The sequence below is a fragment of the Chitinophaga horti genome (genome assembly GCF_022867795.2).
Classification (GTDB): domain Bacteria; phylum Bacteroidota; class Bacteroidia; order Chitinophagales; family Chitinophagaceae; genus Chitinophaga; species Chitinophaga horti.
In genome coordinates this window covers 729,423-752,886 of the sequence record NZ_CP107006.1, presented here as the reverse complement: position 1 = coordinate 752,886, position 23,464 = coordinate 729,423, and the positions used below count along the sequence as shown (strand labels likewise).

Annotated in this window: 20 protein-coding genes; 8 read left to right on the top strand and 12 right to left on the bottom strand. The window is 50.0% G+C overall.

Annotation, left to right across the window (positions count from 1 at the left end; all coding sequences use genetic code 11):
* Positions 1–10: 10 nt before the first annotated feature.
* The 3 genes from MKQ68_RS03290 to MKQ68_RS03280 all read right to left on the bottom strand — a co-directional run bounded on the left by MKQ68_RS03290 (position 11) and on the right by MKQ68_RS03280 (position 5,455).
* Positions 11–3,313: a SusC/RagA family TonB-linked outer membrane protein gene (locus tag MKQ68_RS03290; RefSeq protein WP_264282064.1), complete on the bottom strand. Its 3,303-nt coding sequence runs from the start codon at positions 3,311–3,313 to the stop codon at positions 11–13.
* A gap of 326 nt (positions 3,314–3,639) precedes the next feature.
* Positions 3,640–4,800, bottom strand: coding sequence for a FecR family protein (locus tag MKQ68_RS03285; protein WP_264282063.1), 1,161 nt, complete (start codon positions 4,798–4,800; stop codon positions 3,640–3,642).
* A gap of 52 nt (positions 4,801–4,852) precedes the next feature.
* A complete protein-coding gene (locus MKQ68_RS03280) occupies positions 4,853–5,455 on the bottom strand; it encodes an RNA polymerase sigma factor (protein ID WP_264282062.1) in 603 nt (200 codons plus the stop codon).
* Positions 5,456–5,649: 194 nt separating this feature from the next.
* Between MKQ68_RS03280 and MKQ68_RS03275 the strand changes: the two genes are divergently transcribed.
* The gene (locus MKQ68_RS03275; RefSeq protein WP_264282061.1) at positions 5,650–6,762 is read left to right on the top strand and encodes an META domain-containing protein; all 1,113 of its coding nucleotides are present in this window, start codon (positions 5,650–5,652) and stop codon (positions 6,760–6,762) included.
* 52 nt (positions 6,763–6,814) lie between these two features.
* Positions 6,815–7,237: a secondary thiamine-phosphate synthase enzyme YjbQ gene (locus tag MKQ68_RS03270; protein ID WP_264282060.1), complete on the top strand. Its 423-nt coding sequence runs from the start codon at positions 6,815–6,817 to the stop codon at positions 7,235–7,237.
* Between the two features lie 69 nt (positions 7,238–7,306).
* Here MKQ68_RS03270 and MKQ68_RS03265 read toward each other — a convergent pair whose 3' ends face one another.
* Genes MKQ68_RS03265 through MKQ68_RS03245 form a run of 5 tightly spaced genes read right to left on the bottom strand, consistent with a single transcriptional unit; the run spans position 7,307 to position 11,292 of the window.
* On the bottom strand, positions 7,307–8,632 hold the full coding sequence (locus MKQ68_RS03265) for a sensor histidine kinase (RefSeq protein ID WP_264282059.1): 1,326 nt from the start codon (positions 8,630–8,632) through the stop codon (positions 7,307–7,309).
* A gap of 1 nt (position 8,633) precedes the next feature.
* Positions 8,634–9,305, bottom strand: coding sequence for a response regulator transcription factor (locus tag MKQ68_RS03260; protein ID WP_264282058.1), 672 nt, complete (start codon positions 9,303–9,305; stop codon positions 8,634–8,636).
* A 5-nt stretch (positions 9,306–9,310) separates the two neighbouring features.
* On the bottom strand, positions 9,311–10,156 hold the full coding sequence (locus MKQ68_RS03255) for a hypothetical protein (RefSeq protein WP_244841858.1): 846 nt from the start codon (positions 10,154–10,156) through the stop codon (positions 9,311–9,313).
* 23 nt (positions 10,157–10,179) lie between these two features.
* The gene (locus tag MKQ68_RS03250) at positions 10,180–10,494 is read right to left on the bottom strand and encodes a hypothetical protein (RefSeq protein WP_244841859.1); all 315 of its coding nucleotides are present in this window, start codon (positions 10,492–10,494) and stop codon (positions 10,180–10,182) included.
* 57 nt (positions 10,495–10,551) lie between these two features.
* Positions 10,552–11,292: a hypothetical protein gene (locus MKQ68_RS03245; RefSeq protein ID WP_264282057.1), complete on the bottom strand. Its 741-nt coding sequence runs from the start codon at positions 11,290–11,292 to the stop codon at positions 10,552–10,554.
* 102 nt (positions 11,293–11,394) lie between these two features.
* Between MKQ68_RS03245 and MKQ68_RS03240 the strand changes: the two genes are divergently transcribed.
* The 5 genes from MKQ68_RS03240 (at position 11,395) to MKQ68_RS03220 (ending at position 18,592) form a co-directional block, all read left to right on the top strand.
* Complete coding sequence (locus MKQ68_RS03240; protein WP_244841862.1) at positions 11,395–12,276, top strand: EamA family transporter; 882 nt, start codon at positions 11,395–11,397, stop codon at positions 12,274–12,276.
* 147 nt (positions 12,277–12,423) lie between these two features.
* Positions 12,424–13,038: a TetR/AcrR family transcriptional regulator gene (locus MKQ68_RS03235; RefSeq protein WP_264282056.1), complete on the top strand. Its 615-nt coding sequence runs from the start codon at positions 12,424–12,426 to the stop codon at positions 13,036–13,038.
* A 72-nt stretch (positions 13,039–13,110) separates the two neighbouring features.
* Complete coding sequence (locus tag MKQ68_RS03230; RefSeq protein WP_264282055.1) at positions 13,111–14,481, top strand: TolC family protein; 1,371 nt, start codon at positions 13,111–13,113, stop codon at positions 14,479–14,481.
* 6 nt (positions 14,482–14,487) lie between these two features.
* A complete protein-coding gene (locus MKQ68_RS03225) occupies positions 14,488–15,531 on the top strand; it encodes an efflux RND transporter periplasmic adaptor subunit (protein WP_264282054.1) in 1,044 nt (347 codons plus the stop codon).
* 10 nt (positions 15,532–15,541) lie between these two features.
* Positions 15,542–18,592, top strand: a complete 3,051-nt coding sequence (locus MKQ68_RS03220) for an efflux RND transporter permease subunit (protein WP_264282053.1) — start codon at positions 15,542–15,544, stop codon at positions 18,590–18,592.
* A gap of 65 nt (positions 18,593–18,657) precedes the next feature.
* On the opposite strand, the gene MKQ68_RS03215 is transcribed toward MKQ68_RS03220, so the two are convergent.
* Positions 18,658–18,990, bottom strand: coding sequence for a c-type cytochrome (locus MKQ68_RS03215; RefSeq protein ID WP_264282052.1), 333 nt, complete (start codon positions 18,988–18,990; stop codon positions 18,658–18,660).
* An 11-nt stretch (positions 18,991–19,001) separates the two neighbouring features.
* Positions 19,002–20,333: a PQQ-dependent sugar dehydrogenase gene (locus MKQ68_RS03210; protein WP_264282051.1), complete on the bottom strand. Its 1,332-nt coding sequence runs from the start codon at positions 20,331–20,333 to the stop codon at positions 19,002–19,004.
* 149 nt (positions 20,334–20,482) lie between these two features.
* On the opposite strand from MKQ68_RS03210, the gene MKQ68_RS03205 reads away from it, so the two are divergent.
* A complete protein-coding gene (locus tag MKQ68_RS03205; RefSeq protein WP_244841879.1) occupies positions 20,483–20,740 on the top strand; it encodes a hypothetical protein in 258 nt (85 codons plus the stop codon).
* Between the two features lie 32 nt (positions 20,741–20,772).
* Here the strand turns inward: MKQ68_RS03205 and MKQ68_RS03200 are convergent, their stop codons facing one another.
* Both MKQ68_RS03200 and MKQ68_RS03195 read right to left on the bottom strand, forming a co-directional pair.
* Positions 20,773–21,687: an SDR family NAD(P)-dependent oxidoreductase gene (locus MKQ68_RS03200; RefSeq protein ID WP_264282050.1), complete on the bottom strand. Its 915-nt coding sequence runs from the start codon at positions 21,685–21,687 to the stop codon at positions 20,773–20,775.
* 19 nt (positions 21,688–21,706) lie between these two features.
* Positions 21,707–23,263 carry an FAD-dependent oxidoreductase gene (locus MKQ68_RS03195; protein WP_264282049.1) on the bottom strand — a complete coding sequence of 519 codons (1,557 nt, stop codon included), beginning with the start codon at positions 23,261–23,263 and terminating at the stop codon, positions 21,707–21,709.
* Positions 23,264–23,464 lie beyond the last annotated feature (201 nt).

Sequence of the window (23,464 nt, the reverse complement as noted above, 5' to 3'; positions counted from 1 at the left end):
ACTTTAACGATTATTGAAAATTGGCAGTCAGGCTAAAGGAAAACGACCTTGCGTAAGGATACTCCGTTCCTCTTTCGCGCCTGATATTGGATATGCGGAATATCTCGTTCGTATAACCACTCACCTTCAGGTTCGACAACCGGGCTTTCTTCAGCCATGGCGCGTCCTGGAATTGGTAACCAATATTGGCCGCTTCCATGGTGAATGTATTTTCGCGCTGCACAAAGCGGGATGATATCGGCGTATAGTCCGTGATCGATATACTTTTGAACTCCGACTGGTCACCGGTTTTTTTCCAACGCTCGTACAAAGCACGTTTATCCTGGTTATTCTGGATGAGGCTGGCCATACTGATGTTCTCCACACGGTTATACAGTACATTATTAAAGATGTCCTGGTTCAGGATGTAGCGAAAGTTGAGGGTACAGAACAATCCTTTGAAAGTAACAGAGTTGGTGAGTACGCCCTGTAACATCGGCCTGGTGTTACCCACCACCACCTGGTCGTCATAGTCGAAGTCAAATGTGGTCGTACCATCCATTTTGCGGAATAGTTCGCGGCCGGTAGCAGGATCGATGCCCAGTGAGGGTACGGCCCATATATCGTCCGGCGAATAGCCATCACGGTAGCGGGTGAGTGAATTGCTGTTACGCAGTTTTTCGTTCATGCCTCTCAGCCTGTTATCGAAGTGGTCGTACACCTGGCTGTATTTGGAACCCGTAATGCCGATCGTCCACACCTTACGGTCGCGGGGATTGAAGACAGGTGACACGCGCGCTGTAAACTCCACGCCTCTCACGGTAAGGTCGCCGGCGTTAAAAGGATAATCACTCAAACCTGTAGAGGAAGGCAGGGTGATCGCCACCACCAGTGGGTCTGTGAGTTTCTGGTAGGCGTTCACCTGTAAGGAAACACGGTTTTCGAACAGGCTTGCGTCCAGACCAGCACTGTATTGTAAGGTGTTCTGCCACTTCAGGTTCGGGTTACCGAGCGTAGTGAGTGTTACACCCTGACCGAAGTAATTAAAGGCAGCAGTATAATTGTAAGTAGATACAGAAGATGTAGCACTGAAGTTCTGGTTACCCGTCAACCCGGCGTTTGCACGCAGGCGCAGGGAGTTTACCCAGGGCAGGTCGCGCATGAATCGTTCCTTTTCCATGTTCCAGCTGCCCCCGAGGGAGTAGAACGGAGAGTAAGGATTGGCAATACCGAAGGCAGTAGATCCATCATAAGAAAAAGTAGCATCCACATTGTAACGCATATCGTAAGAATAGGCGAAAGTGCTTACCAGAGAATTTCTGCGTGACATGCTGCTGGCGGCACTGGGCGCACTGCCTTCCTTAAAACCGTAGGCGAAACGCGGATTACCATTGCTCGCCGCCGGGAAACCGATCGCAGTAAAGCCCTCGGAACGGTTTTTTGATTCCTGCATTTCTGCGCGCAGGTTTACGTTGAACGTATTTTTGTTGATGTTTTTGTAGTAGGTAAGCTGACCTGCCGCTGTATAAGAGAATGAGTTGCCTCCCCTCATGGTATACTGCCCCTTTTCTTCATTCGAAGTTTCGCGATACCGGGTATCGAGTGGGGATACGAACGTATTGTCTTCACTGGTGTTTTTCACCACCTGTAACGAACCCTGTGCCCGCAGCCCCGGCATGATGTCGTAGTTCGCCTGCAGGTTATTGGTAATGGAGAGTGTGCGACCGCGATCGTAGCTGGCAAGCATGGCATTGTACAATGGGTTGGTGATAAAACCACTCTCGCCCGTAGTCTGATCGAAGAACTCCTCCAGGTTGGGCACCGAAGCATCCGCCTTGCGGTAATAGGGATTCATGTTTACCCAGGTAGCAAAGGAACCGTAAGGAGACTCGGTGGATTTTACGCCGGCCACATACAGGTTGTTGTTCACACGCAGGTTTTTGTTCCGGTAAGACAGATTCAGGCGGGTTCCCCAATCCTGCTTACCACTGCCTTTCATTACACCATCCTGCTTGCGGAAGTTGCCCCCGATGTCAAATGTGAGTGCATCGTTGCCACCGCCAACGTACAGCGAGTGCCGTTGCGACACCCCGTTGCGCACAGGATCACTGAGCCAGTAAGAGTTTACACCCCGCTCTACCTCGGCACGGCGGAAAGCATAGAGCGGCTGGTAAAACGAATGATTTCTTTCTGCTTTATCGAAACGCCCGTTCTGGTAGCGACCGGAAAGCCTCTCAAATTCAAGTTTTTCCGCTGCATCCATACGATTATAGCTGGTCAGATCAGGGAACTCGAACGTCATATCGTTCGTATACGATACCGAAGTGAGTCCCGATTTCGGACGGATCGTTTCTACGACAACCACACCGTTGGAAGCTCTTGAACCGTAAATCGCCGTAGACGCCGCATCTTTCAGGATAGTGATAGAAGCCACACGGTTTATATCGAGATCTACGATCTGTTGCAGGCTTGCCTGGAAACCATCGAGAATGAATAAGGGTTGATTCGGGTCGATGGAAAATTCATCGCGCAGCGCCGTAGTAGAGATACTCGTTTGTCCGCGCAGCTCGATAGTAGGCAAGGTATTCGGGTTGCTGCCCTGCAGGTTATTTTCCAGTACCAGGAATGATGGATCGAGCGTACGCAAGCCCTGGATCACGTTCACGTTGCTTACCGTTTTCAGTTGTTCGCCGGTGTACATAGCCGTAGCGCCGGAAAACGTTTTGCGATCGCGGTTCATCATACCCGTTACCACCACCTGCTCGAGCTTCTGGTCTTTCAATTGCAGTTTTATTTTAATGCTGCCTTTGGTGTTTGCCTTAAACTCGGCGTCTTCAAAGCCAATAAACGACACCCTGATTTTTGCGCCCTCTTCAGGGGCAGTGATCGAGAAGTAACCATTTGCATCGGTTACCACACCATTTTTGGCGCCGGCCAGTAACACAGAAGCCCCCGGCACCGGGTCGCCATCCGCATTCACCACCTGCCCTTTCACCACGATCGGATCGGCTACTACAACGGGCGTGGCCGGTGTACCCGGCTGCCGTTGCTTTAGCACGATGGTGCGGCGCGTGATCGCGTATGTAAATGGTTGGTCTTTGAAACACAGGTTGAGCGCCTCGTCCAGCGAAGCGTTCTTCAAACTAATATCTACCGGGTTGGCGTTTTGCATCCACTCGGTGCGGTATACAAAAGTGTAACCCGTTTGCTCTTTTATCTGGCGGAAAACAGTTTCCAGCCGGGCGTCTTTAGCGGATATTGACACCTGTTGCGCATAACTGGCGGCGCTGAGCTGTAAGGTAAACCCTAAAATCAGGCAAAAAGTTAATCTCATAATCAGCAGTATTTGTGCTGTACATCGTAATGAGCCCAAACCCCTTATGTACATAAAAGGCCTGGCCTTGCAGTTTGCAAGAAATTGCATAGATTTGAAATGTTTGGTTTTGAGAATTACAGTTACGCAAAACGAGATTACTCACCCAGACACAGGCCGTAATGCTCCAACATTGCGGCCTTTTTCTTTACGGGTGGTATCCCTGACGATTTTTTACAGGTTGATATTACCGCCAGACTCGGTCAGTCATACATTGTTGCAATACACAGATCATTTTTTCTCTTGATTTTGATTGATAATTAACTTTTCTCAGTTGGCTGCTTGTCCTATTTAACTATTAACGTTCCATTTTCCAGCCTGCAATTCACGCCGCTGGTAATAAGTATATTCAGTACTTCCGACAAGGTGTAGTCTCTTGGAAATTCACCATTAATATGTCCTTCTGCCATAGTTCCCTCGTAACGTACCTCCACATCGTACCAGCGTTGTATCTGGCGCATCACCGATTGAATGGGATCGTTATCGAAAATAAAGTAGCCGTTCTTCCAGGCTGTTATATTATTAACGTTCACTGTTGTTCTCAGATTCATCGCGCCCGTAGCAGGTTTCACCTGCACCTGCGACCCCGGGCGCATATTGATTACCCCACTGCCTTTTACCTGCACATTTCCCGTGACCAGGGTGGTATTTACTGTCGGCTCATCTTTATAAGCCATGATATCGAAGCTCGTACCCAAAGCGGTTACCGGCCCTGCAGGCGTATTTACGATGAAGGGATGTTCGGCGCTGGCCGTTACTTCAAAATAAGCCTGGCCTTCCACCTCCACTACACGCTCCTTTCCGGAGAAGGCCACGGGGAAACGCAGTGACGACGAGGCATTGAGCCATACCTTACTGCCATCCGGCAGTACCACGCGAAACTGTCCGCCACGGGGCGTTGTAAGTGTATTGTACACCACTTCGCCGGCGTTGTTATCGTACACCAGTTCTCCCCCCTGCTGGTTCACCGCTGCCCCACCCTGCTGCCAGGCGCCGGAGCCGGTACTGTCTAAGGGTACCTGTCGGCCGTCGGCCAGTGTGAGCAAAGCTTTGTTGCTGCCGGGCATCACATCCGGACCAATCACCAGCTGATCTTCAGTTTGCACCGTTGGTTTGCTGGTACGCTGCTGCCAGAATAAACCTGCGCCAACGATTCCGAGCGCTACAACGGCAGCTGCAACAGCTGGCCAGTAACGGCGTTTACGAATAGCAACAACTTTGGCGGGTGGTGCGTCCAGGATAGCAGGCAGCATATCATCCAGTAACTGCCTTACAGCCGGATCTACGTCTGCGGACGATTGTTCATACTGACGCAGGATAAGTTCTGCAGCCAGCGGGTCGGGATGTTCGCTTCCCAGCCAACTTACCAGCTTCTCCGTATCCGACGCAGTACAATTGCCTTCCAGCAGCCTGTTGAACAGGTTTATATAGAATCCAGGTTGTTCCATCTATTAATATGACAACGGCAATGGAAGAAAGGGGGAGGCAAAGTTAAGTTTTTTAAAAAAATACCGGGCGGGCGGCGGCCAGGTAAAGCAAAGCGAATACCAGCGCGGGATTGTTGCCAAAACCGGCGCGGATACGTTTGTTGGCTTCCACGAGATATTCCTTCACTGTATGGCTGGAAATACCCATAATAGCGGCCGCTTCTTTGTACGAGCGGCCTTCGATGCGGCACAGTTCGTACACCTGCCGTTGTTTGGGCGACAAATCCTGTAACACGTCACGCAGCATCTCGGCGCTTTCGCGATAATGGAGGGCTTCTTCGATATGCGAGTAATGTTCTTCCGCAAACACCCGGAAGTCTTCAAGCCGCTGGCGGTCGTGCTGGAGTTTCTTAAAGAAGTTAAGTACCCGGTTTTGGCCGGCGCGATAGAGATAGGCGGCTAAATTCTCGATTTCCAACACTTCGCGGTTTTTCCAGATGTCGGAGAAGATGTCCTGGATGATTTCCTGGGCGGCACCGGGATCTTTTACCATACGAAGTGTAACGGTGTAGATGGGCGGACTGTAATGACGGTACAAAGCGGTAAAAGCAGCAGCATCACCTTCCTGCATGTCTTTTAACATCTCCGGTTCGTTATGTAAGGGTTGTACTATCATTCAGTATAAAAAGTGTTACTCACGCGGGATAAATCTACATATTTTTTCGGGCGTTCGCTTAGTTTTTCAGGTAGATGCATGCGTCATCAGTGAACAAATGCCTTGTTATCATTGTCTTATTATACGATGCAGAGACTGGCTATATTTTTGCACAACAGCTTATCTTTATGCATACGGAAACTAAAATACGTTACATGAAAAGGACCCTCTCCTTATTTGCCGCGGCCAGCCTGATGGCCTGCAACAACGGTGCTCCGAAAACCGGCGCCCAACCTGCGCCGGAAGCGCTTAAGCAAGCCACTGCCACCAACTGGAAAGGCGAATTACCCTGCGCCGATTGCGAAGGCATCGCTTACCTGTTGCAACTGCAACCTAATGATACCTTTTACGAACGCTCTATTTACCTTGGTAAACCCGGCGATGCGTTTGTAGACAAAGGCACCTGGGAAATGAGCTCAGACAGCTTGGTTACCCTGCATAACGTAGCGGGTGAAACCAAGTTTCTTGCCTTTCGTGGTGAAAAACTTGAGTTGCTGGATAAAGATGCGAAACCGATTACCTCATCGCTCGCCGCGAAGTATAAACTGGAAAGAACGACGCTATCAAACGTACAAACGCCCAACACCGTTGATTTCACCGCCAGTGGCAACGAACCTTTCTGGTCGCTGGAAATAGATTTCGATAAGTCGATGCACTTTAAGAACGTGGATGGTGCGGAGATCGTGACCCCGGCAAGCCAGGGCGAGCGGGCGGCAGATGCGCCTGTAACACGCTATCATGCGGAAACGGAACAAGGCTCACTCACCGTGCAGCTGTTCCGCCAGACCTGCGAGAACGACATGTCGGGCGAGCAATCGGCGTACAGCGTAACAGTAGATGTGAAGTTTAAAGGCGATACTGATTATAAGCAATACACCGGCTGCGGACATTTCCTGGGGGCATATCGCCTTAATACGCTGTGGGCTTTGGAGAAGATAGGCAACCAGGCGATCGATCCGAAGGAGTCGCCTAAAGGTAGTCCTACCCTGGAATTACAACTGGTGGAGGGCAAGGTGTACGGCTATGGCGGCTGCAACCGATTTGGTGGTGATGTTAAACTGGAGAACGGGCAATTGGTATTCGGCCCCCTGATGTCTACCGAAATGGCTTGCGCCAACTCGGATGTGGAAGCTCGTTACCTGAAGCTGCTCACCGGCCAAAAGATAACGTATGTGCTGGATGGCGAGCATCTCTACCTCGGCGAAGGGGAAAACAAAATGACTTTTAGCAAAGCGAAGATTGACAATACGATTAAACGTGGAAAATAAATACGACGGGGCCTGCGGGCCCTGTTGCTTTTAGAATACCTATTTTAGCGGCATGAAAATGTTCCAGCAAATCATACAACTCAGCGCCCGTAAGCGCGGGTTCCATATCATTACCCCGGAAGTATTACAATCACTGCCACAGTTGAGCGAAATCAAAACCGGCATGCTGCAGGTGTTTATACAACATACTTCCGCGTCATTAACCATCAACGAAAATGCCGATCCTACCGTTCGCAAAGACTTTGAAACCTACTTTAACAAGGCCGTCCCCCAGAACGATCCCGATTATGTTCATAATGATGAAGGGCCGGATGATATGCCGGCGCACCTGAAAGCCGCGATGCTCGGTAGTTCTATGCTCATACCGGTACACAACGGCCGACCGTTACTAGGTACCTGGCAGGGCATTTACCTTTGTGAGCACAGGGACTATGGTGGTGCGAGAAGGTTGGTAATTACGGCCTGGGGCGTGTAGTATTGCCCACCGCGAACACCGAATTTATGACTGCCCGGGAAACTGGGTAAATGCGGGGTGCAGCCCTGGTCAAACCAGCTGATCCTCCGGGAAGACCAATGTAAAAGTGGTGCCCTCTCCTACCTGCGATGTTACTTCGATCTGGATATCATGGTAGCGGGCAATGGTACTAACGATCGATAAACCGAGTCCATAACCTTCGTTGCCCGTCTTCTCCACTTTTTTGAACCGGTTAAAAATGTTCACCAGTTCCTGCTCCGGGATGCCAATGCCCGTATCCTGCAATGATAAATGGTAAGGTTCACCGGCTTTGTAGCTGTCTGTTACATGAATGCTACCACCCTCCCGGTTATAACGCACCGCATTATTCAGCAGGTTATAGATCAGCTGGAAAATAAGATCGTGATTAAGTCCGCGCAGGATAGCGTTACGAGAAATGCTGGCAGAAAACTGTAAGCGCTTCTCCGGCAGGCGGTGATCAAGCTCCTCCATCACTTCCTCCACGAGTGTATGCATAGCAAACGTATCCGACTTTGGGAACTGGTCATTTTCGATGCGGGAGATGAATAACAGGGAGTTGACGATCTTCTTCAACCGGTTGAGGGTTTTCATCATGCCGACTACCTGTTTTTCTGTTTCTTCCGGCAACTCTCCTTCTCCCAGCAGGTTTTCCATTTTGGTTTGAAGAATGCTTACAGGCGTCATCAGTTCATGCGAGGCGTTGGAGGTAAACTCGCGCTCCTTCTCGAATGCCTCGCGGATTTGGGTCATCAGGTCCACCAGGGAGGCGTCGAGATACTTAAAGTCAGTAGTGCTGGTTTGAATAGGCGGCGCAGTTTCTTTGAAGGGAAAACGGCGGTTCAACAATCGGTTATGGATAATTACACCCAATGGCTTCAATAACAGGCGCGTGAAAATAAGATCGGTAACGATGGTAATGACGATAAGCCCGATCAGTACATATAGCGCCATCTTTTGCAAGGGACGATTGTACTGACCAATACTGGCGGAGGTTTTACCAACTTCCAGCATATAACTTTTACCGTTGTTCGAAAACACATGACTGAGAATGCGGTAAGTGAGCGTATCGTCTTCCACCAACCTGCGCATCGTGGCAATCGTATCGGGCAGGATGTTTTTACCGACGGGCTCCAGCGAGATGTATTCCTCCTTTAACATCGTATAGCTGCCGTAGTCCGCTTCTCCTTCCAGGTAATAATCGATCCCGTTTTTATCGATCACCTGCAACACCTTATTCTTTTGCTGGCTGAGGTAATAGTCGGTATAACGACTGGCAATGCTGTCTACCAAACCAGGTAGCAGCAGCACAAATAGCACCACCACTGCCAGTTTCGACAGCGTGATGAACAGCGTAAGTTTGGTAAATAGCTTCAAGCTATATCTTGATTTTATATCCTACATGGCGGATCGTCTGCAACCATTCCACCGAACCGAAGGCAGACAATTTCCTGCGGATGTTTTTAATATGTACGTCAATGTAATTGGAATCGTAATCATCATCGGTGAAGTTACCCCAGATGTGTTCACTGAGCTGCATCCGCGTAAGCGGCCGGTTTTTGTGCAGCAACATATAACTTAACAGGTCGAACTCCTTGCGCGAAAGCACCACTTCCTCCTGTCCCAAAAACACCGCCCGTTTATTAAGATCTACCTTAAAGTCGCCCAGTTCCACCGTATTATCACTCAATCCGAACTTGCGCCTGGCAATGGCCTGCATCCGCGATTGCAGTTCCAGCAGCGAAAACGGTTTAGGCAGATAATCATCCGCGCCCAAGTCCAGCCCTTTAATGCGATCTTCGAGCTGTCCGCGTGCGGTAAGGATGATGTACGATGCATCCGGGCAGTTTTTTCGGGCTTCCTGCAATACGACCAGGCCGTCTTTGTCGGGCAGGCCAAGGTCCAGCAGGATGAAGTCGTACTGGTTTTCTTCCATCTTTTGCAGTCCCTGGCGGGCATTATAAGCCAGGTCGCACACGTACGACTTTTTCAGGAACACCTCCATTTCCGCCGCCATGGCCCTTTCGTCTTCAATGATCAATATCTTCATATGAATCAGAACTGGTAATAAAAACTGAGCGAGAAAAATGAATTAGCCGTACCGGCGCCTGTTTGCGCCTTTTTGCCGAGTACCGACAACTGGTAAGCCGCTTCAATCATCATATGTGCCCGGTTGTAAGCGAGCGGCAAACGCAGGTTGTAAGAAATAATATCGAAGCTTGTATTGGTAACTGTCGTCGTTTCCGGCTCCGGCGCGGGATAGCCGGGTAACAGGATGGCGAGCAGACTGTCACGCAGGCGTTTTTCGGCAACGTAAGTCTGGTAAAAATGCTGCGTACCGGCCGTCACGTCTACATTGGGCGTAAGCGTAATCAGGTCGTTCGGGCCGAAGCTTCCGAGGTTGATCTGTTTTTCCGTACTTACCGAAGTGAATATGTCATATTGATCCTTCCCACGCATATAATCTGCATTTACGGCCGTCGTCATCCAGTATTCGTAAGCCACTGATGCACTGAAATTATCCGGATTGGAAGCTTGCAGGAACGCGGAATTGGCAGGATAAAAAGTATGGCTGTAACTTAAGTCTGCGGTGAGTTTTTTACCAAGATTAAATGCCCAGCCGATGCCGGCGGCGGAGGCTGAGACTACATTGCCGGAATCGTTCAGCAGGCGGATGCCCGTTCCGGTAAAATACAATCCCGGCTTAAGTTTTAACGAAGCCGACGCCGATATATAAGGCATATTTTGTTCCGCCTTTTGACCGTAGTAATTGGCATTGTTCAGGTAGCTGACGCCAACGGTAAGCGTCGTCTTTTTCTTTGGTGCCTGGGCACTGTCAGACTGCGCAAAGGCGCCGGCGGTGCAGCCGCATATAATAGACAAGGTGATGATTGCTCTCATATTCATTCATTTTCAGCCGGCCGCTAAATACCTACTTTAATCACTTTCGGCTTGATCACTTTCAGCGGTTTTACCGGTACAGGTGTAGGTACGGCAATTGGTTTAAGTTTTCGCTTCGACTTTGGTACTTCTTTGATGATGTCCGGCACTTTTACCTCCGGTATTGTTTCACTGTTCTTTGTGGCCGGTTTGGGCGGCTGCTGTGGTGTAACCGACGTATCGGCCGCTGCGGGCATGCCTGCGTGCAGGCCGCCTGTTTCGCCGTGGCTGCATAAAGGCAGTGCGAAAAGGCTGGCGGCAAATATAAAGTGAGGTAAGGTCAGTTTCACCATGGCCATAAAAATAACAGATTTTCGCCAGTTGTTACACCGGCAAAAACCTGTTGTTGCTGTTGATTAATGAAGTTTTATTCCTGCAGTTGTTGTAGATATTGCGTTCACCTTCACCGGAGCCGCTTGGATACGCACCGTTTTATTTACCGTTGCAGCTGCCTGGGCGGATGTTTTCGCTGTGGACTTTAACGTGTGATTAACAGTGGAGGTCGTGCTGATAACCTTGGCGGTTTGCAATTGCAAAGCATTTGTGGCGGATGCGCCTGCGGTGATTGCGTTGCCCGTTTGCACCTGAAGGTTATTGGCGGCGGATGCGCCTGCGGTGATTGCGTTGCCCGTTTGCACTTGAAGGTTATTGGCGGCGGATGCGCCTGCGGTGATTGCGTTGCCCGTTTGCACTTGAAGGTTACTGGCGGCGGATGCGCCTGCGGTGATTGCGTTGCCCGTTTGCACTTGAAGGTTATTGGCGGCGGATGCGCCTGCATTGACAGCCTTGCTGGCTTGTACCTGGACGTTGCTGGCCGTGGATGCGCCGGCGTTAATGGCGTTGCCCGTTTTTTGGCCCTGAACACCTGCTGCACTGCCGGCATCGACCGTTTTTTCACTTTGTATATCAGCGGATGTAGCACCGTTGGTACTTGCTTTCGTATTCGCGTCAGCGCTGGTATTGTACTCCGCCTGGGCGTTTCCTTTTCTGACACTCGCGGAAGTGTTGCCTTGTACGGTAACGCTCGCTGATTTTTCCTGGGCGAAAGTGGCGCCAGATATGAGCAGTGCTGCGAAGATTAATCCTTTCGTTTTCATCGTGTTTCGGTTTTATTAGGTGATTGAATCAATTTGATAAAACAAAACTACCGGCCGAAGATGAAGCGAAAATGAAAAACAGAAAATTTACCTTTGACACCCATGAAATACTATATCGCTGCGATTTGTGCGTTTGCTACCTGGGGATTTTTCAGCCTGGTACTGAAGCCCCTGCATCATTACCTGTCGGCCGACATCCTCTTTTACCGTGTGTTTCTGTGCGCCGCGCTGATGCTGGCCATTGGGTTGTTCATCCGTCGCCGAACGTTACGGGAGAGTCGCATCATTATCAAATCGATGACGCCACAAGAACGGAAACGCACAGCGTTGCTTACTTTGGGCGGAGGGCTGCTGCTGACGGGCAACTGGTTTTTCTTCATTTATGCGATGAATCATGTGAGCGTGAAAGCAACGTCGCTGGCCTACCTGGTATGCCCGATCCTGACGGCGGTATTAGCCGCGCTGATCCTGAAAGAGCATCTCAACAAGTGGCAATGGGCAGCCGTCGGGTTAAGTGCGATTAGTTGTATGATGCTGTCGTTCAATAGTCTGCCGGATTTGTTTTATGCGGTAATTACTGCCTTGTCGTATGCGCTTTACCTCGTCATACAGCGTCGCAACAATGCGCTGGATAAATTCCTGAACCTTAGCATACAGATCATATTCGCAGCGTTGATATTACTGCCGTTTTTCCCGGTGTTTAGCGGCCCCGTACCACAGGAAGCGTTTTTCTATACGTCGATTGCTGTTATAGCGGTGCTTTTTACGATCGTACCGTTATTCCTCAACCTGTATGCATTGAAAGGCATCAACTCGTCGACCGTCGGCATGCTGTTATACATCAACCCGATCATTGCTTTTAACCTGGCGATCTTTCATTACCATGAGCAGATCAATATGATTCAATTGTCGGCGTATGTACTTATTTTGATATCGATTATTGTATTTAATGTACAATTAATCAGGAAGCCGCTGTCCCGCTGATAAGCGCGGTGAGGATGAAGGGAGTGACACAACGGGGGCTGAAGAGGGAAGAGAAGTAGACTAACAATCAATTACTTAGTTGTTTTTCTTAGATAAATTTGGAAAAACTAAACACTGTTCATTATATTTGCATCGTAAACATTCATCATGGGCATCAGCGAAAGAAAAGAAAGAGAAAGGACGGAAATGCGGAAACGCATTGTGGACGCTGCAGTACAAACTTTTAAGGAAGAAGGGTACGAAAAGGTGAGCATTCGTAACATCGCGGACAAGATTGAATACAGTCCGGCTACGCTTTACCTTTATTATAAGGATAAAGACGAGTTGTTACTGGATGCGCAGCGCGACGCCTTTGATCAACTCGCGGCGGCTTTTCGCTCGATTAATTTTGCTCCCGATCCGTTTGCAAGGCTTACCCAGATCATGGAGAGCTACATGGCATTTGCCAAGGCAGAGCCGGAATTGTACGACCTGATGTTTATTATGAAAGCGCCGATGAATGCCGTTGAAAATCCGGAGGGATGGGACAATGGCGACGATGCTTTCGAAATGTTGAAGCAATGTGTGGACGACTGCATCGCCCATGACTGTATTCGTTTTACAGATGCCGTAGTCGGCGCGATTTCCGTTTGGGGCTTCGCCCACGGGCTGGTGAGCCTCGACCTTAAATGCCGGTTTAAACCGACCCATCTCCGCACAGAGATGATCAAAGAAAGCATGGATGCCGCAACAGCGGCCTATCTCGCACAAATTAAAAAGTAAACTCCTGCAGGGTTTATATACCAAAGGCCATACGGCCTTTATTTTTTGCTACATCACTAAACACTGTTCATTATGTTGACAACACTAACTAAAGTACCGATGTTAATAGCACTTTGTGTGCTGTCGGCAGCGGCGGTACATGCCCAGCAGCCGGTACTGGATGGCTACATACAACAGGCCTTTGCGAACAACAAGGGCTTGCAGGAGCAACACTTTCAACTGGAAAAGTCGATGCTCGCCCTGCAACAGGCCAAAAGTTTGTACGGTCCTAACGTAGCGCTGCTCGCCAGTTACAACGCATCGAAAGGCGGCCGCTCCATCGATCTGCCACTGGGCGACCTGCTGAACAACGCTTACAGCACGCTTAACGACCTTACCGGCAGCAAACAGTTTCCGCAATTGCAGAACCAGCGGTTTCAACTGAACCCGGAGAATTTCTACGACACGAAGCTGCGCACCACGCTCCCGCTGCTGGATGCAGAGATTTACTACAATAAGAAAATCCGGCAGGAACAGCTATCGCAGCAGGAAGCGGCGGTGAACGTATACAAACGCGCGCTGGTAAAGGATATCAAACTCGCCTACTACCAGTACTACCAGGCATCGCAGGCGGTGAACATTCATGAAAATGCCTTGCAGCTGATCAAAGAAAACATTCGGGTAAATGAGAGTCTGGTAAAAAACGGCACGCGCAACAACACGGCTGTATACCGCTCCAATACAGAGATGCAGAAGATCGCTGCCGACATTAACCGTGCGGTGAACGAGCGGGAAAATGCGAAAGCCTATTTCAATTTTTTACTGAACCGGCAGTTGACAGATAGCATAACGATGGAAGCTGCAACCGTAAAAGCGGAATTGCAACCAGTGCTGCAAACCGCTGCTATCAAGCAACGGGAAGAGATTTTACAGGTAAATAAGGCGACCAATGCGTTAATGCTCAATGAAAAAATGCAGCGCTCTTATTTGCTGCCGAAGGTCAATACTTTCTTAGATCTCGGTTCCCAGTCGGAAGGTTTTAAGTTCAATGATCAGAGCCGCTATTACTTCTGGGGCGTAAACCTGCAATGGAACCTGTTTGCCAATCGCGGCAACCAGCATAAGATAAAATCGGCGGCCATCGATGTGCAGTCCGTTCGTACGCAGGCGGCGCAGCTGGAAGAAAGCCTGCAGCTACAACTGCGACAGGCGCTGAACAACTATAATACGGCGGTACTTAATTACCGCGCTGCCGGCGAGCAGCTTGCCTTTGCCAAACGTTATTACCGCGATCAGCAGATCGTATACCGCGAAGGTCAGTTACTATACATCGAATTGCTGGACGCACAAAATCAACTCACCCAGGCGCAACTGCAGCTGGCCATTTCAGAGGCGGCGCTGCAAACTGCTGCCGCCATCGTGGAACGTGAACAGGCGGCTTATCCTTTAACTACGCAAAACTAATTTTATATGAAACACACACTGCTTCTATCTTCACTTACCTTATTGCTGGCCGCCTGCGGCAGCGAGCCGGCTACCAACGTGGCTAAGGATACGAACATCATTCCTGTGAAAGTGATGCCTGTCGGCGGCGCTGACAAAGAAGGTAACATCGTAGCTTCCGGACAATTCACGACCGATGACGAAACCAACTTGTCTTTCAAGACAGGTGGCATTATCAGTGACATTTATGTAAAAGAAGGCGACGCCGTTCGTAAAGGACAGCTGCTCGCCAGTTTGCACCTCACCGAAATCAACGCCGAGGTTTCTCAACTGCAATTGAGTTATGAAAAAGCGCAACGCGATCATCAACGTACGCAGCGGCTGTATGCAGATAGTGTAGCAACGCTCGAACAACTGCAGAACACACAAACGGCTTTACAACTGGCAGAGCAACAGCTGAACAGCGCACGCTTCAACCGCAACTACTCTGCCATCCATGCGCCTAAAGATGGCTTTGTATTGCATAAACTCGCAAATGCCGGTCAGCTCGTAAACGCCGGCACGCCCGTATTACAAACAAATGGTGCGGCAGGTAACAACTGGCTTCTCCGTGTAGGCCTTAGCGACAGGGATTGGGCCGCGCTGAAAATCGGCGACAAGGCCGACGTTACCGTTCAGGCTTTACCAGGCAGAGTATTAAACGGAACGGTGAGCCGCAAAGCAGAAGGCATCGATGTACAGAGCGGCACGTTAAGCGTAGACATCAAACTGGATGCAACCCAGGCGACAGGCCTAGCAGCGGGTATGTTCGGACAATGTAAGATCCATTGTTCCAATGTTGCACAAAACGCCTGGCCGGTACCGTACGACGCCGTGCTGGACGGTAATGGCAGCGAGGGATTTGTATTTGTGACGAGCGACGGCAAAACTGCCCGCAAAGTGCCCGTAACCATTGCTGGTATTGAAAAAGAGCAGGTGATGCTGAGCGGTGGGGTTAAGCCTGGCGAGCAGCTGATTATTTCAGGCAGCGCGTATCTCACCGACCAATCACCTATCCGCATCATTCCTTAACCGCAGCATCATGAAAATCACTAACTACGCCGTAAAAAATTACCAGTTTACGCTGATCATTTTCATCATGATCATTGTACTGGGCATCACCACCATTTTGAATATGCCGCGGTCGGAAGATCCCGATACGAAAGCGCCGCAGTTCTCTGTGATCGTAGTATATCCGGGCACCAGCCCGAAGGATATGGAAGAACTGGTGGTAGATCCGCTGGAGAAGCAGATCTATGGCCTCGAAGACATTAAAAAAGTTCGTACGAAAATCAGCGACGGCGTGGCCGTCATGCAGGTAGAATACAAGTACAGTTCCAACGTTGACCAGAAGTACCAGGAACTTGTTCGCGAAGTGAATAGCAAACAACGTGAGCTACCGGCGGACATTGCGAGCATCGAGGTCAAAAAGCAGCAACCGTCGGACGTGAATGTGTTGCAGGTAGCGCTTGTATCGGAGAATGCGCCGCGCGATAAACTCCAATACTATGCAGAAAAACTGCAGGACGAATTAGAAAAAATCCCTTCCCTGAAAGAAGTAAAGATTCACGGTTTGCCGGAGCAGCAGGTACGGATTGAACTGGCGCTGGAAAAGCTTTCGCAGATGCAGATACCGTCTTCGGCCGTAACGGCCGCCTTGCAAAATGAGATGGTGAATATACCTGGTGGCAGCATCGACGCCGGCAATCGCAGCTTCAATGTAAAAACAAGCGGCACTTACCAGTCCATCGACGAGATCAGCAATACGATCGTATATTCTATCAACGGGAAAAACATCTACCTGAAAGATGTAGCCAAAGTGTATTACGGCTATGAGGATGAGAAATACAAAGCACGCCTGAATGGCCACCGCTGTGTTATGGTGAGCGCCGCACAGAAAACGGGCGAAAACATCAGCAAAACGCAAGAGCTATACAAGCCTGTTATAGAAAAATTTAAGTCCACGTTACCTGCCAATATTGATTCCGTGCAATTCTTCGACCAGGCAGATGCCGTTAACATGCGTCTCGGCGGCCTTGGAAAGGACTTCCTGATCGCGATCCTGCTCGTGGCCATCACCCTGCTCCCATTGGGACAACGCCCTGCACTGATTGTGATGATCTCCATCCCGCTTTCGTTATCGATTGGCATTATGCTGCTCAACCTGTTCGGCTATAACCTGAACCAGCTCAGCATCGTAGGCTTAGTTGTGGCACTGGGACTGCTCGTAGACGACAGTATCGTCGTAGTAGAAAACATCGAACGCTGGATGCTCGAAGGCCACAGCCGCATGGAAGCCACGCTGAAGGCCACGCAACAGATCGGACTTGCGGTAGTCGGTTGTACAGCGGCACTCATCATCGCCTTTATCCCACTGGTATTTATGCCGGAAGGTGCAGGCGACTTCATTCGCAGCCTGCCGCTGAGTGTGATCTTTAGCGTACTGGCGTCTATGGCGGTTTCGCTGACGATCATCCCATTCCTGGCCAGCAGGTTGTTGAAGAAACATACCGGTCACCCGGACGGCAACCTGTTCATGCGCGGACTCAAAAAGCTGATCCACGGCAGTTATGCGCGCTTCCTGGACAAAGCGCTGGCACGTCCGCTGATTACTTTGGGCATCGCGGTGGCCATTTTCGCAGGTGCGATTTATGTGTTCGGCATTGTTGGTTTCAGTTTGTTCCCGGCATCGGAGAAGCCGCAGTTTCTCGTGAATGTGATTGCGCCATCGCAATCGAACCTGGCGTATACAGATGGCGTTGTGAAAAAGATAGAAGCCGTCCTGGCCCAGGAAAAGGCAGTGAAGTTTTATGCGAGCAACATCGGCAAAGGCCATCCCCGCGTGTATTACAACGAGATCCAGGAGAACGAGCATAGTGACTTTGCGCAGGTGTTTGTGCAGTTAGATCCGCATACTAAACCTTCGGAGAAACAAGCATTAATCGAAAAACTGCGGCATGCATGGACGCCTTATCCGGGTGCAAAAGTAGAAGTGAAAAATTTTGAACAAGGTCCGCCGATGACTGCCCCCGTGGAGGTACGCCTGTTCGGCGACAATCTCGACAGCCTGCGTTTACTGGCCGGTCGGGTAGAAAAGATGTTACAGCAAACCGAGGGCACGATTTACATTAACAACCCGGTTAACCTGTTAAAGTCAGACATCCGCGTGGATATCAACAAGGCAAAGGCACAGCAGTTAGGCATTGCTACCGCCAGCATCGATCGTACTGTGCGACTGGCCGTGGCAGGCATCAACCTCGGTGTATATAATGATTTGAATGAGCGTGATTACGAGGTACTGGTAACGTCACAGAAGGCCGGCAAAGCCAACATGGACGTGTTTAACAACCTGTTCGTGAACAATACACAAGGCACCGCGGTTCCGCTGTCGCAGGTAGCTGACCTCAGGCTGGAAACCTCGCCGGTGAGCATCAATCACCAGGAAAAGAAACGCGTAGTATCTGTATCGGCGTTTGTGAAGAAAGGATTTTTGGTCGATCGTGTAGTGGCTGACGTAATGGGTAAAATGGACAATACTGCATTACCAGCGGGCTACAGCTACGAGATGGGCGGTGAAGTTGAGAGCCGCCAGGAATCGTTCGGTGGCTTCATGAGTATCATTATCGTTACGGTATTCCTGTTTATCGCGGTGTTGATCCTGGAGTTTAAAACCTTTAAGAGTACGGTGATCGTATTATCTGTTATTCCATTAGGTGTGGTGGGTGCTGCACTGGCATTATGGGCGACAGGCAATTCCTTATCATTCGTAGCCATCATCGGCCTGATCGCACTGGCAGGCATAGAAGTGAAGAACACCATCTTGCTGGTAGACTTTACCAACCAGTTGCGGGCACAGGGCAAATCGCTGGAAGAAGCGATCCGCGAGGCCGGCGAGGTACGGTTCCTGCCCATCGTGCTTACGTCGCTTACAGCCATTGGTGGTTTAATACCTATCGCCGTTTCCACCAATCCACTCATCTCGCCACTGGCGATTGTATTGATCGGTGGGCTCATCAGCTCTACTTTATTATCAAGAATAGTTACGCCGGTGGTGTATAAATTGATGCCACCGTCTGTAGCGCCGGCAGCCTAGTGTTGCAAACAGTTGTAGGTGTGTGAATAAGCCTGTGGGATTCGTTCCCGCGGGCTTTACTTTTTTTATGCTTTCTTCAGTGCCTTTATATAGTGAATAATATCATCCAGGTCTTTTTTCGGCAACACGTCTTTTTTGAATGCAGGCATTGTACCGAAGCCATGCCGCACCTGGAAACGTTGCAGGAAGCCGGGTGTAGCTTTCAGTCCAGGCCCGAGGCCTGCATTCGCACCCGGATGGCAGGATTCACAATAACGCATGAACAGCACCTGTCCACTTTTCAGCCGATCGGTGGTGATAGCGGGCTTGCCCTCAATGCCAGCTGTACGTTTGCGGTTACAGGCGGTTTGCAGGCAAACGAATAAAGCGATATATAAGATGTAACGGATCTTCTGCATAACCTCCTGTTTTAAGATTTTTTAGTGATTTTCCAGATAACGCCGGTATTAGGTTTGGGCAACACTTGTCCGTTGTGCATCAGCATAATCCCAAAATCCACGACATACATGCTTTTACCATCTTCTGAAAAAGTGACAGATACCGGGCGCTCCAGTCCATGATGCCCCTGCCAGCTGGCGGGACCGTTCTTCTTTCCTTTGTTGATGATAAAATCTGTCACCACACCCGTTTCGGGATTTACTCTCACCACTTTAAAACCTACTGGCGCCAATACTTTCCCCACATTGGGAGCCATGTCGCCAAACTGCGCCACAAAGGCCTCTCCTTTAAAACCGAAAGCATCACTGGTAGAAAAAGCAGTACCGTTAGAAGAGGAGTGCACACCCAGCCTGGCAGCCGGCTTTGGCACCTCACCCGGATCACTTTGCAGCACTGCCTGTATCGGCCTGCTGCCCGGTGCTTTAAAACCCTTATGATCTTTCAGCGACAAGCCAGCGACATAATCCGGCCATCCATACCAAGTACCGGGTTTAATTTCCCACAACACGTCGGGCGCACCGAAAATCGGACGGCTGCCACGGTTGTCGGCGGCATTTTCAGCTACGTATAATTTGCCTCGCGTTTTATCTACCGCCAGCCCGTACGGGTTGCGCAGGCCCCAGGCTACCACTTCCATCTTACCACCACCAATCGGTACTTTTAAGATCGCACCTGAACAGGGAATGCAACCTTTGATCACTTGCCCGGGCTGCGAAGCCGTATTGAAAGGCATATAGGCGCCTGTGAAAGCTTTGCCATTACCGAGATGATTGGCGCTCTCGTAATTCACACCCGCCAGTTTAATATCTTCACACGGCAGATCGTGAAACTTTGGGAAGCGCGTCAGCCAGCCAAAGTCCACATTATCGGGCCCTACTACCCCGGAGTTCGTGGCAGTACCCTGCCCGAAATAAATGTATCCGTTCCAGATGACAGGATTATTAGTATGATGATCGCCTTGTCCGGGTAAACTATCAACGATCACGGTGGCTTTGCCATTCGGCGTAACACGTAAAATCTTACCACCTTCCATTTGGCCACCTTCCGAAATATAGAAAGCGCCATCATGGAACGTAAGGCCTGTCCACGGACCATTCTTATCCCCGCTATAAATCACTTCCGGCTTGTTCTGTTGTAGTTTGAGCAGCCGTGGTGTGGTAAATATCTCACCATACACATAACCGGCTTCTGTCACATACAGTCCGCCCTTATCATCCAGTGCGAGGGCTGTCGGGTAGTTTAATCCCTGTGCAATTACTTCGATATGATAACCGTCGGGCAACAGCACGTCGGCTGTATTCACCTGCCGGGTGGAATCGGCGTTGGTTTGTCCGCCCCCTTCGAGCCACGAATAGAGTAGCAGGACGACAAGGCGAAACCAGTGAACAACAAGAGTAAAAGCTGTTTCATGTTTTTTGGTACAGATTTTAAGCGTATCATGTAAAAAGCGTTATGGAACAAACGATCATCACCGTATACATCGACGAAGTGCCTTACCGGTTTACCGTTTATATTGACAAAGATGAACAAACCACTACCTACCATGTATCTGCAAAAGATATGGGCAATGGTAGTGTGGATGCAGTGCCCGACAACGTGCAATTCAATGTGGATGGGAATGTGGAGATGGAAGCCGGAAAGCTGACCATCAAACAGGAACAAACCGCGAGAAAGATATGGCAGGAGATCCTGAAAAAATTAGGCCGGTAATGTAAAACATCACCGGCCCTCGTTTTCACCATTTAAAATCCATATTGTTGCTCCTCGCGGTCGCCGCTGGTAACGCCCGTAAGTTTTGTAATTTCTTCTCTTTCCTCGCGGGATGCCTGGTGCGTAGCGGCATCGCGCCCATTCTCCTGTTTTGACACTTCCATCTTTTTACGCATATTACCCGCATTAGCTTCGTCCGGCATTACGTTCGCCATGTACACGTGCATCCTGGTTTTAGCGCCCGATATAACTTTGGCCTCACCACTCATCAGCGCGTTATAGCCATCCTGCGCCACTTCTTCCGGTGATTGCAAGTCCTCCTCGCGATAAATAACCGTTGCTTCCGCATGTGCTTTGTGGAAGAAGTCTGTATCCGCAGCGCCGGGAAGCAACGCCGTTACCGTAACACCTGTACCTTCCAGCTCATTCGCCAATGCTTCAGAGAAGGACAGCACAAACGCTTTCGTAGCCGCATAGACCGACAACAGCGGCATGGGGGACTTAGCCGCTTCGGAGGCTACCTGCAATATTTTACCGTTGCCTCTTTCGAGCATGGGGGTGAGGAATAATTTGGTAAGTGATACCAGGGAGCTGATGTTCAGCTGGATAATATCGAGACTGCGTTGTAGCGCAATGTCTGCAAAGTGTCCCCACTCGCCTTGTCCCGCATCGTTCACCAGCACATCGATATGGATGCCGCGCTGTTTCACTTCGTTGAATATTTCCTGCGCAGCATCTGCATAGAAAAGGTCTTTGGCGATGGGCACTACCATCACACCATAAAAAGTTTGTAATTCTTCTGCTACCTGCGCCAGGCGTTCGTCCGAACGGGCAACCAGCACCAGGTTATATCCATCTTCTGCAAATAATTTACAAAACTCGTATCCAAAGCCACTGGTGGCCCCGGTAATGAGTGCATATTCGCCTGCATGTTTCTTTTGTTCCATAAAATAAGGTTTATGATGATTAACTTTTGGAGGTAATTTTTGCTGATTGCATATCGTAGTCGCTTAAGTCCTTACGTGCTGGTCCCGTGAGCATTTCACCCGTGTAACTGAACCGCGAGCCATGGCAGGGGCAATCCCAGCTCTTCTCCGCGCTGTTCCAGGCCACGTCACACTGGATGTGGGTACAGGCGGCACTGGTCATAAACAATTCGCCGGACTCATGTTTATACACAGCGAGTTTCGTTCCCTCGTATTTCACGATGCGTGCTTCCCCGGGAGCCAGATCGGCCAGTGTATCGAGTGTTGGAGGTGGCTTCAATTTGCTGAACAGTAAACCTGCCACGTCTGCCGATTCCTTTACGAAGCTAGCAAAACCTGCCACCGGTTTCACGCGGTTAGGATCGAACAATTTTTCGAGATTCGATTGTTTGTCGATAAACATTTCTGCAAACGTGAGTGCAGCCACGTGACTGTACACCATGCCGTTTCCTCCATAACCGGTAGCTACGTAAATATTATCACTGTTGGCGCCCGGCAGCAAACCAATGTAAGGCAGCCCGTCCGTCGGTTCAAAATATTGCGACGACCACTTATAAGCCACTTGCTTTACCGCGAAATGCGTACGCACGTAAGCTTCCAGCAGCATGAAACAAGTTTCTGTATTTTCGTGGTGACCGGTTTTGTGGTCTTCTCCCCCGGCGATCAGGTACTTTTGTCCGTCCACTTCCTGCGTACGGAAATAATGGTACGGGTCATACATGTCGTAAGCCAGTCCGCCCGGGTATTGCGCCTCATCCTCCAGCTCTACAGCGATTGCGTAACTGCGATATGGCGCGCAACGGAAGTGCAGGAGGTTTACGCCCGGAGGAATATGCGTAGCGTAAATCAAACGATGCGCAAAAAACTCACCCTGCGTGGTATGTATGGTGAGACGGGCGGCCTCTTCTACCTGTGTTACCCTGCAATTATCGCGGTACTCTCCACCCAGTTTGATAAATTCCTCTAACAACGGCATCACATACCTGGTGGGATGGAAACGCGCGTTGCCCGGAAAACGCAGTCCTTTCGTAAATGGCACCGGCACGGGTGAATCAGAAGACTGCTCCACCTCAATACCCACCTTTTTAGTGGCAAGTAAAATATCTTCCAATTCCTTCTCCTGCTGATCGTCCTGCGCATACAGGAAGGCGTCTTCAATATTATAGCCGCAGTCAATGTTGTATTCGCTGATGTTGGCGCGAATGTGCAGCAATGCATCCCTTACCGCCGTCGCTACGCCGGTGGCGTGCGCTTCCCCGAAGTTTTTGATCATGGTGGGGTACGGCGTATCCATCAAAGTGTTCAGGTGCGCCGTGGTGCCGCCGGTGGTGCCGAAACAGGCGTTCTGCGCTTCTGCGAGCAATACATTAAATCCTTTCTTCTGCAGCAGTAACGCGGTCGTAACGCCTGTCATACCAGCACCTACGATCACTACGTCGTAAGTAAGTGCGGGTTGCGGTTCGCGGTTATAAGATGGCGTCGTTCGACTACCTGTTGTTGCCTGCCACAGGCTTTCCATATGTCCGTCTCTCTTCATAAAATTTCAGTTCAGGGTTAGAAAATAAGGGGTATGTGAGAAAAAGACAATATCCGGGCCAGCCAAAACCCTTTACTAATAAGGCATTCAGCAATCTCTTGCGTATTTTGTTTTTTGTAGAAAAGCGTTCCTGCAATGAGCAACAAAGTCATCATCAACCTCCAAAGATGTGACTGATCGTCTCCAAATCCGCCACTGGCG

Coding starts and splice junctions, on each gene's coding strand:
- MKQ68_RS03290 (WP_264282064.1), bottom strand. CDS start 3,313: ATGAGATTAACTTTTTGCCTGATTTTAGGGTTTACCTTACAGCTCAGC.
- MKQ68_RS03285 (WP_264282063.1), bottom strand. CDS start 4,800: ATGGAACAACCTGGATTCTATATAAACCTGTTCAACAGGCTGCTGGAA.
- MKQ68_RS03280 (WP_264282062.1), bottom strand. CDS start 5,455: ATGATAGTACAACCCTTACATAACGAACCGGAGATGTTAAAAGACATG.
- MKQ68_RS03275 (WP_264282061.1), top strand. CDS start 5,650: ATGAAAAGGACCCTCTCCTTATTTGCCGCGGCCAGCCTGATGGCCTGC.
- MKQ68_RS03270 (WP_264282060.1), top strand. CDS start 6,815: ATGAAAATGTTCCAGCAAATCATACAACTCAGCGCCCGTAAGCGCGGG.
- MKQ68_RS03260 (WP_264282058.1), bottom strand. CDS start 9,305: ATGAAGATATTGATCATTGAAGACGAAAGGGCCATGGCGGCGGAAATG.
- MKQ68_RS03255 (WP_244841858.1), bottom strand. CDS start 10,156: ATGAGAGCAATCATCACCTTGTCTATTATATGCGGCTGCACCGCCGGC.
- MKQ68_RS03250 (WP_244841859.1), bottom strand. CDS start 10,494: ATGGCCATGGTGAAACTGACCTTACCTCACTTTATATTTGCCGCCAGC.
- MKQ68_RS03245 (WP_264282057.1), bottom strand. CDS start 11,292: ATGAAAACGAAAGGATTAATCTTCGCAGCACTGCTCATATCTGGCGCC.
- MKQ68_RS03240 (WP_244841862.1), top strand. CDS start 11,395: ATGAAATACTATATCGCTGCGATTTGTGCGTTTGCTACCTGGGGATTT.
- MKQ68_RS03235 (WP_264282056.1), top strand. CDS start 12,424: ATGGGCATCAGCGAAAGAAAAGAAAGAGAAAGGACGGAAATGCGGAAA.
- MKQ68_RS03230 (WP_264282055.1), top strand. CDS start 13,111: ATGTTGACAACACTAACTAAAGTACCGATGTTAATAGCACTTTGTGTG.
- MKQ68_RS03225 (WP_264282054.1), top strand. CDS start 14,488: ATGAAACACACACTGCTTCTATCTTCACTTACCTTATTGCTGGCCGCC.
- MKQ68_RS03220 (WP_264282053.1), top strand. CDS start 15,542: ATGAAAATCACTAACTACGCCGTAAAAAATTACCAGTTTACGCTGATC.
- MKQ68_RS03215 (WP_264282052.1), bottom strand. CDS start 18,990: ATGCAGAAGATCCGTTACATCTTATATATCGCTTTATTCGTTTGCCTG.
- MKQ68_RS03205 (WP_244841879.1), top strand. CDS start 20,483: ATGGAACAAACGATCATCACCGTATACATCGACGAAGTGCCTTACCGG.
- MKQ68_RS03200 (WP_264282050.1), bottom strand. CDS start 21,687: ATGGAACAAAAGAAACATGCAGGCGAATATGCACTCATTACCGGGGCC.
- MKQ68_RS03195 (WP_264282049.1), bottom strand. CDS start 23,263: ATGAAGAGAGACGGACATATGGAAAGCCTGTGGCAGGCAACAACAGGT.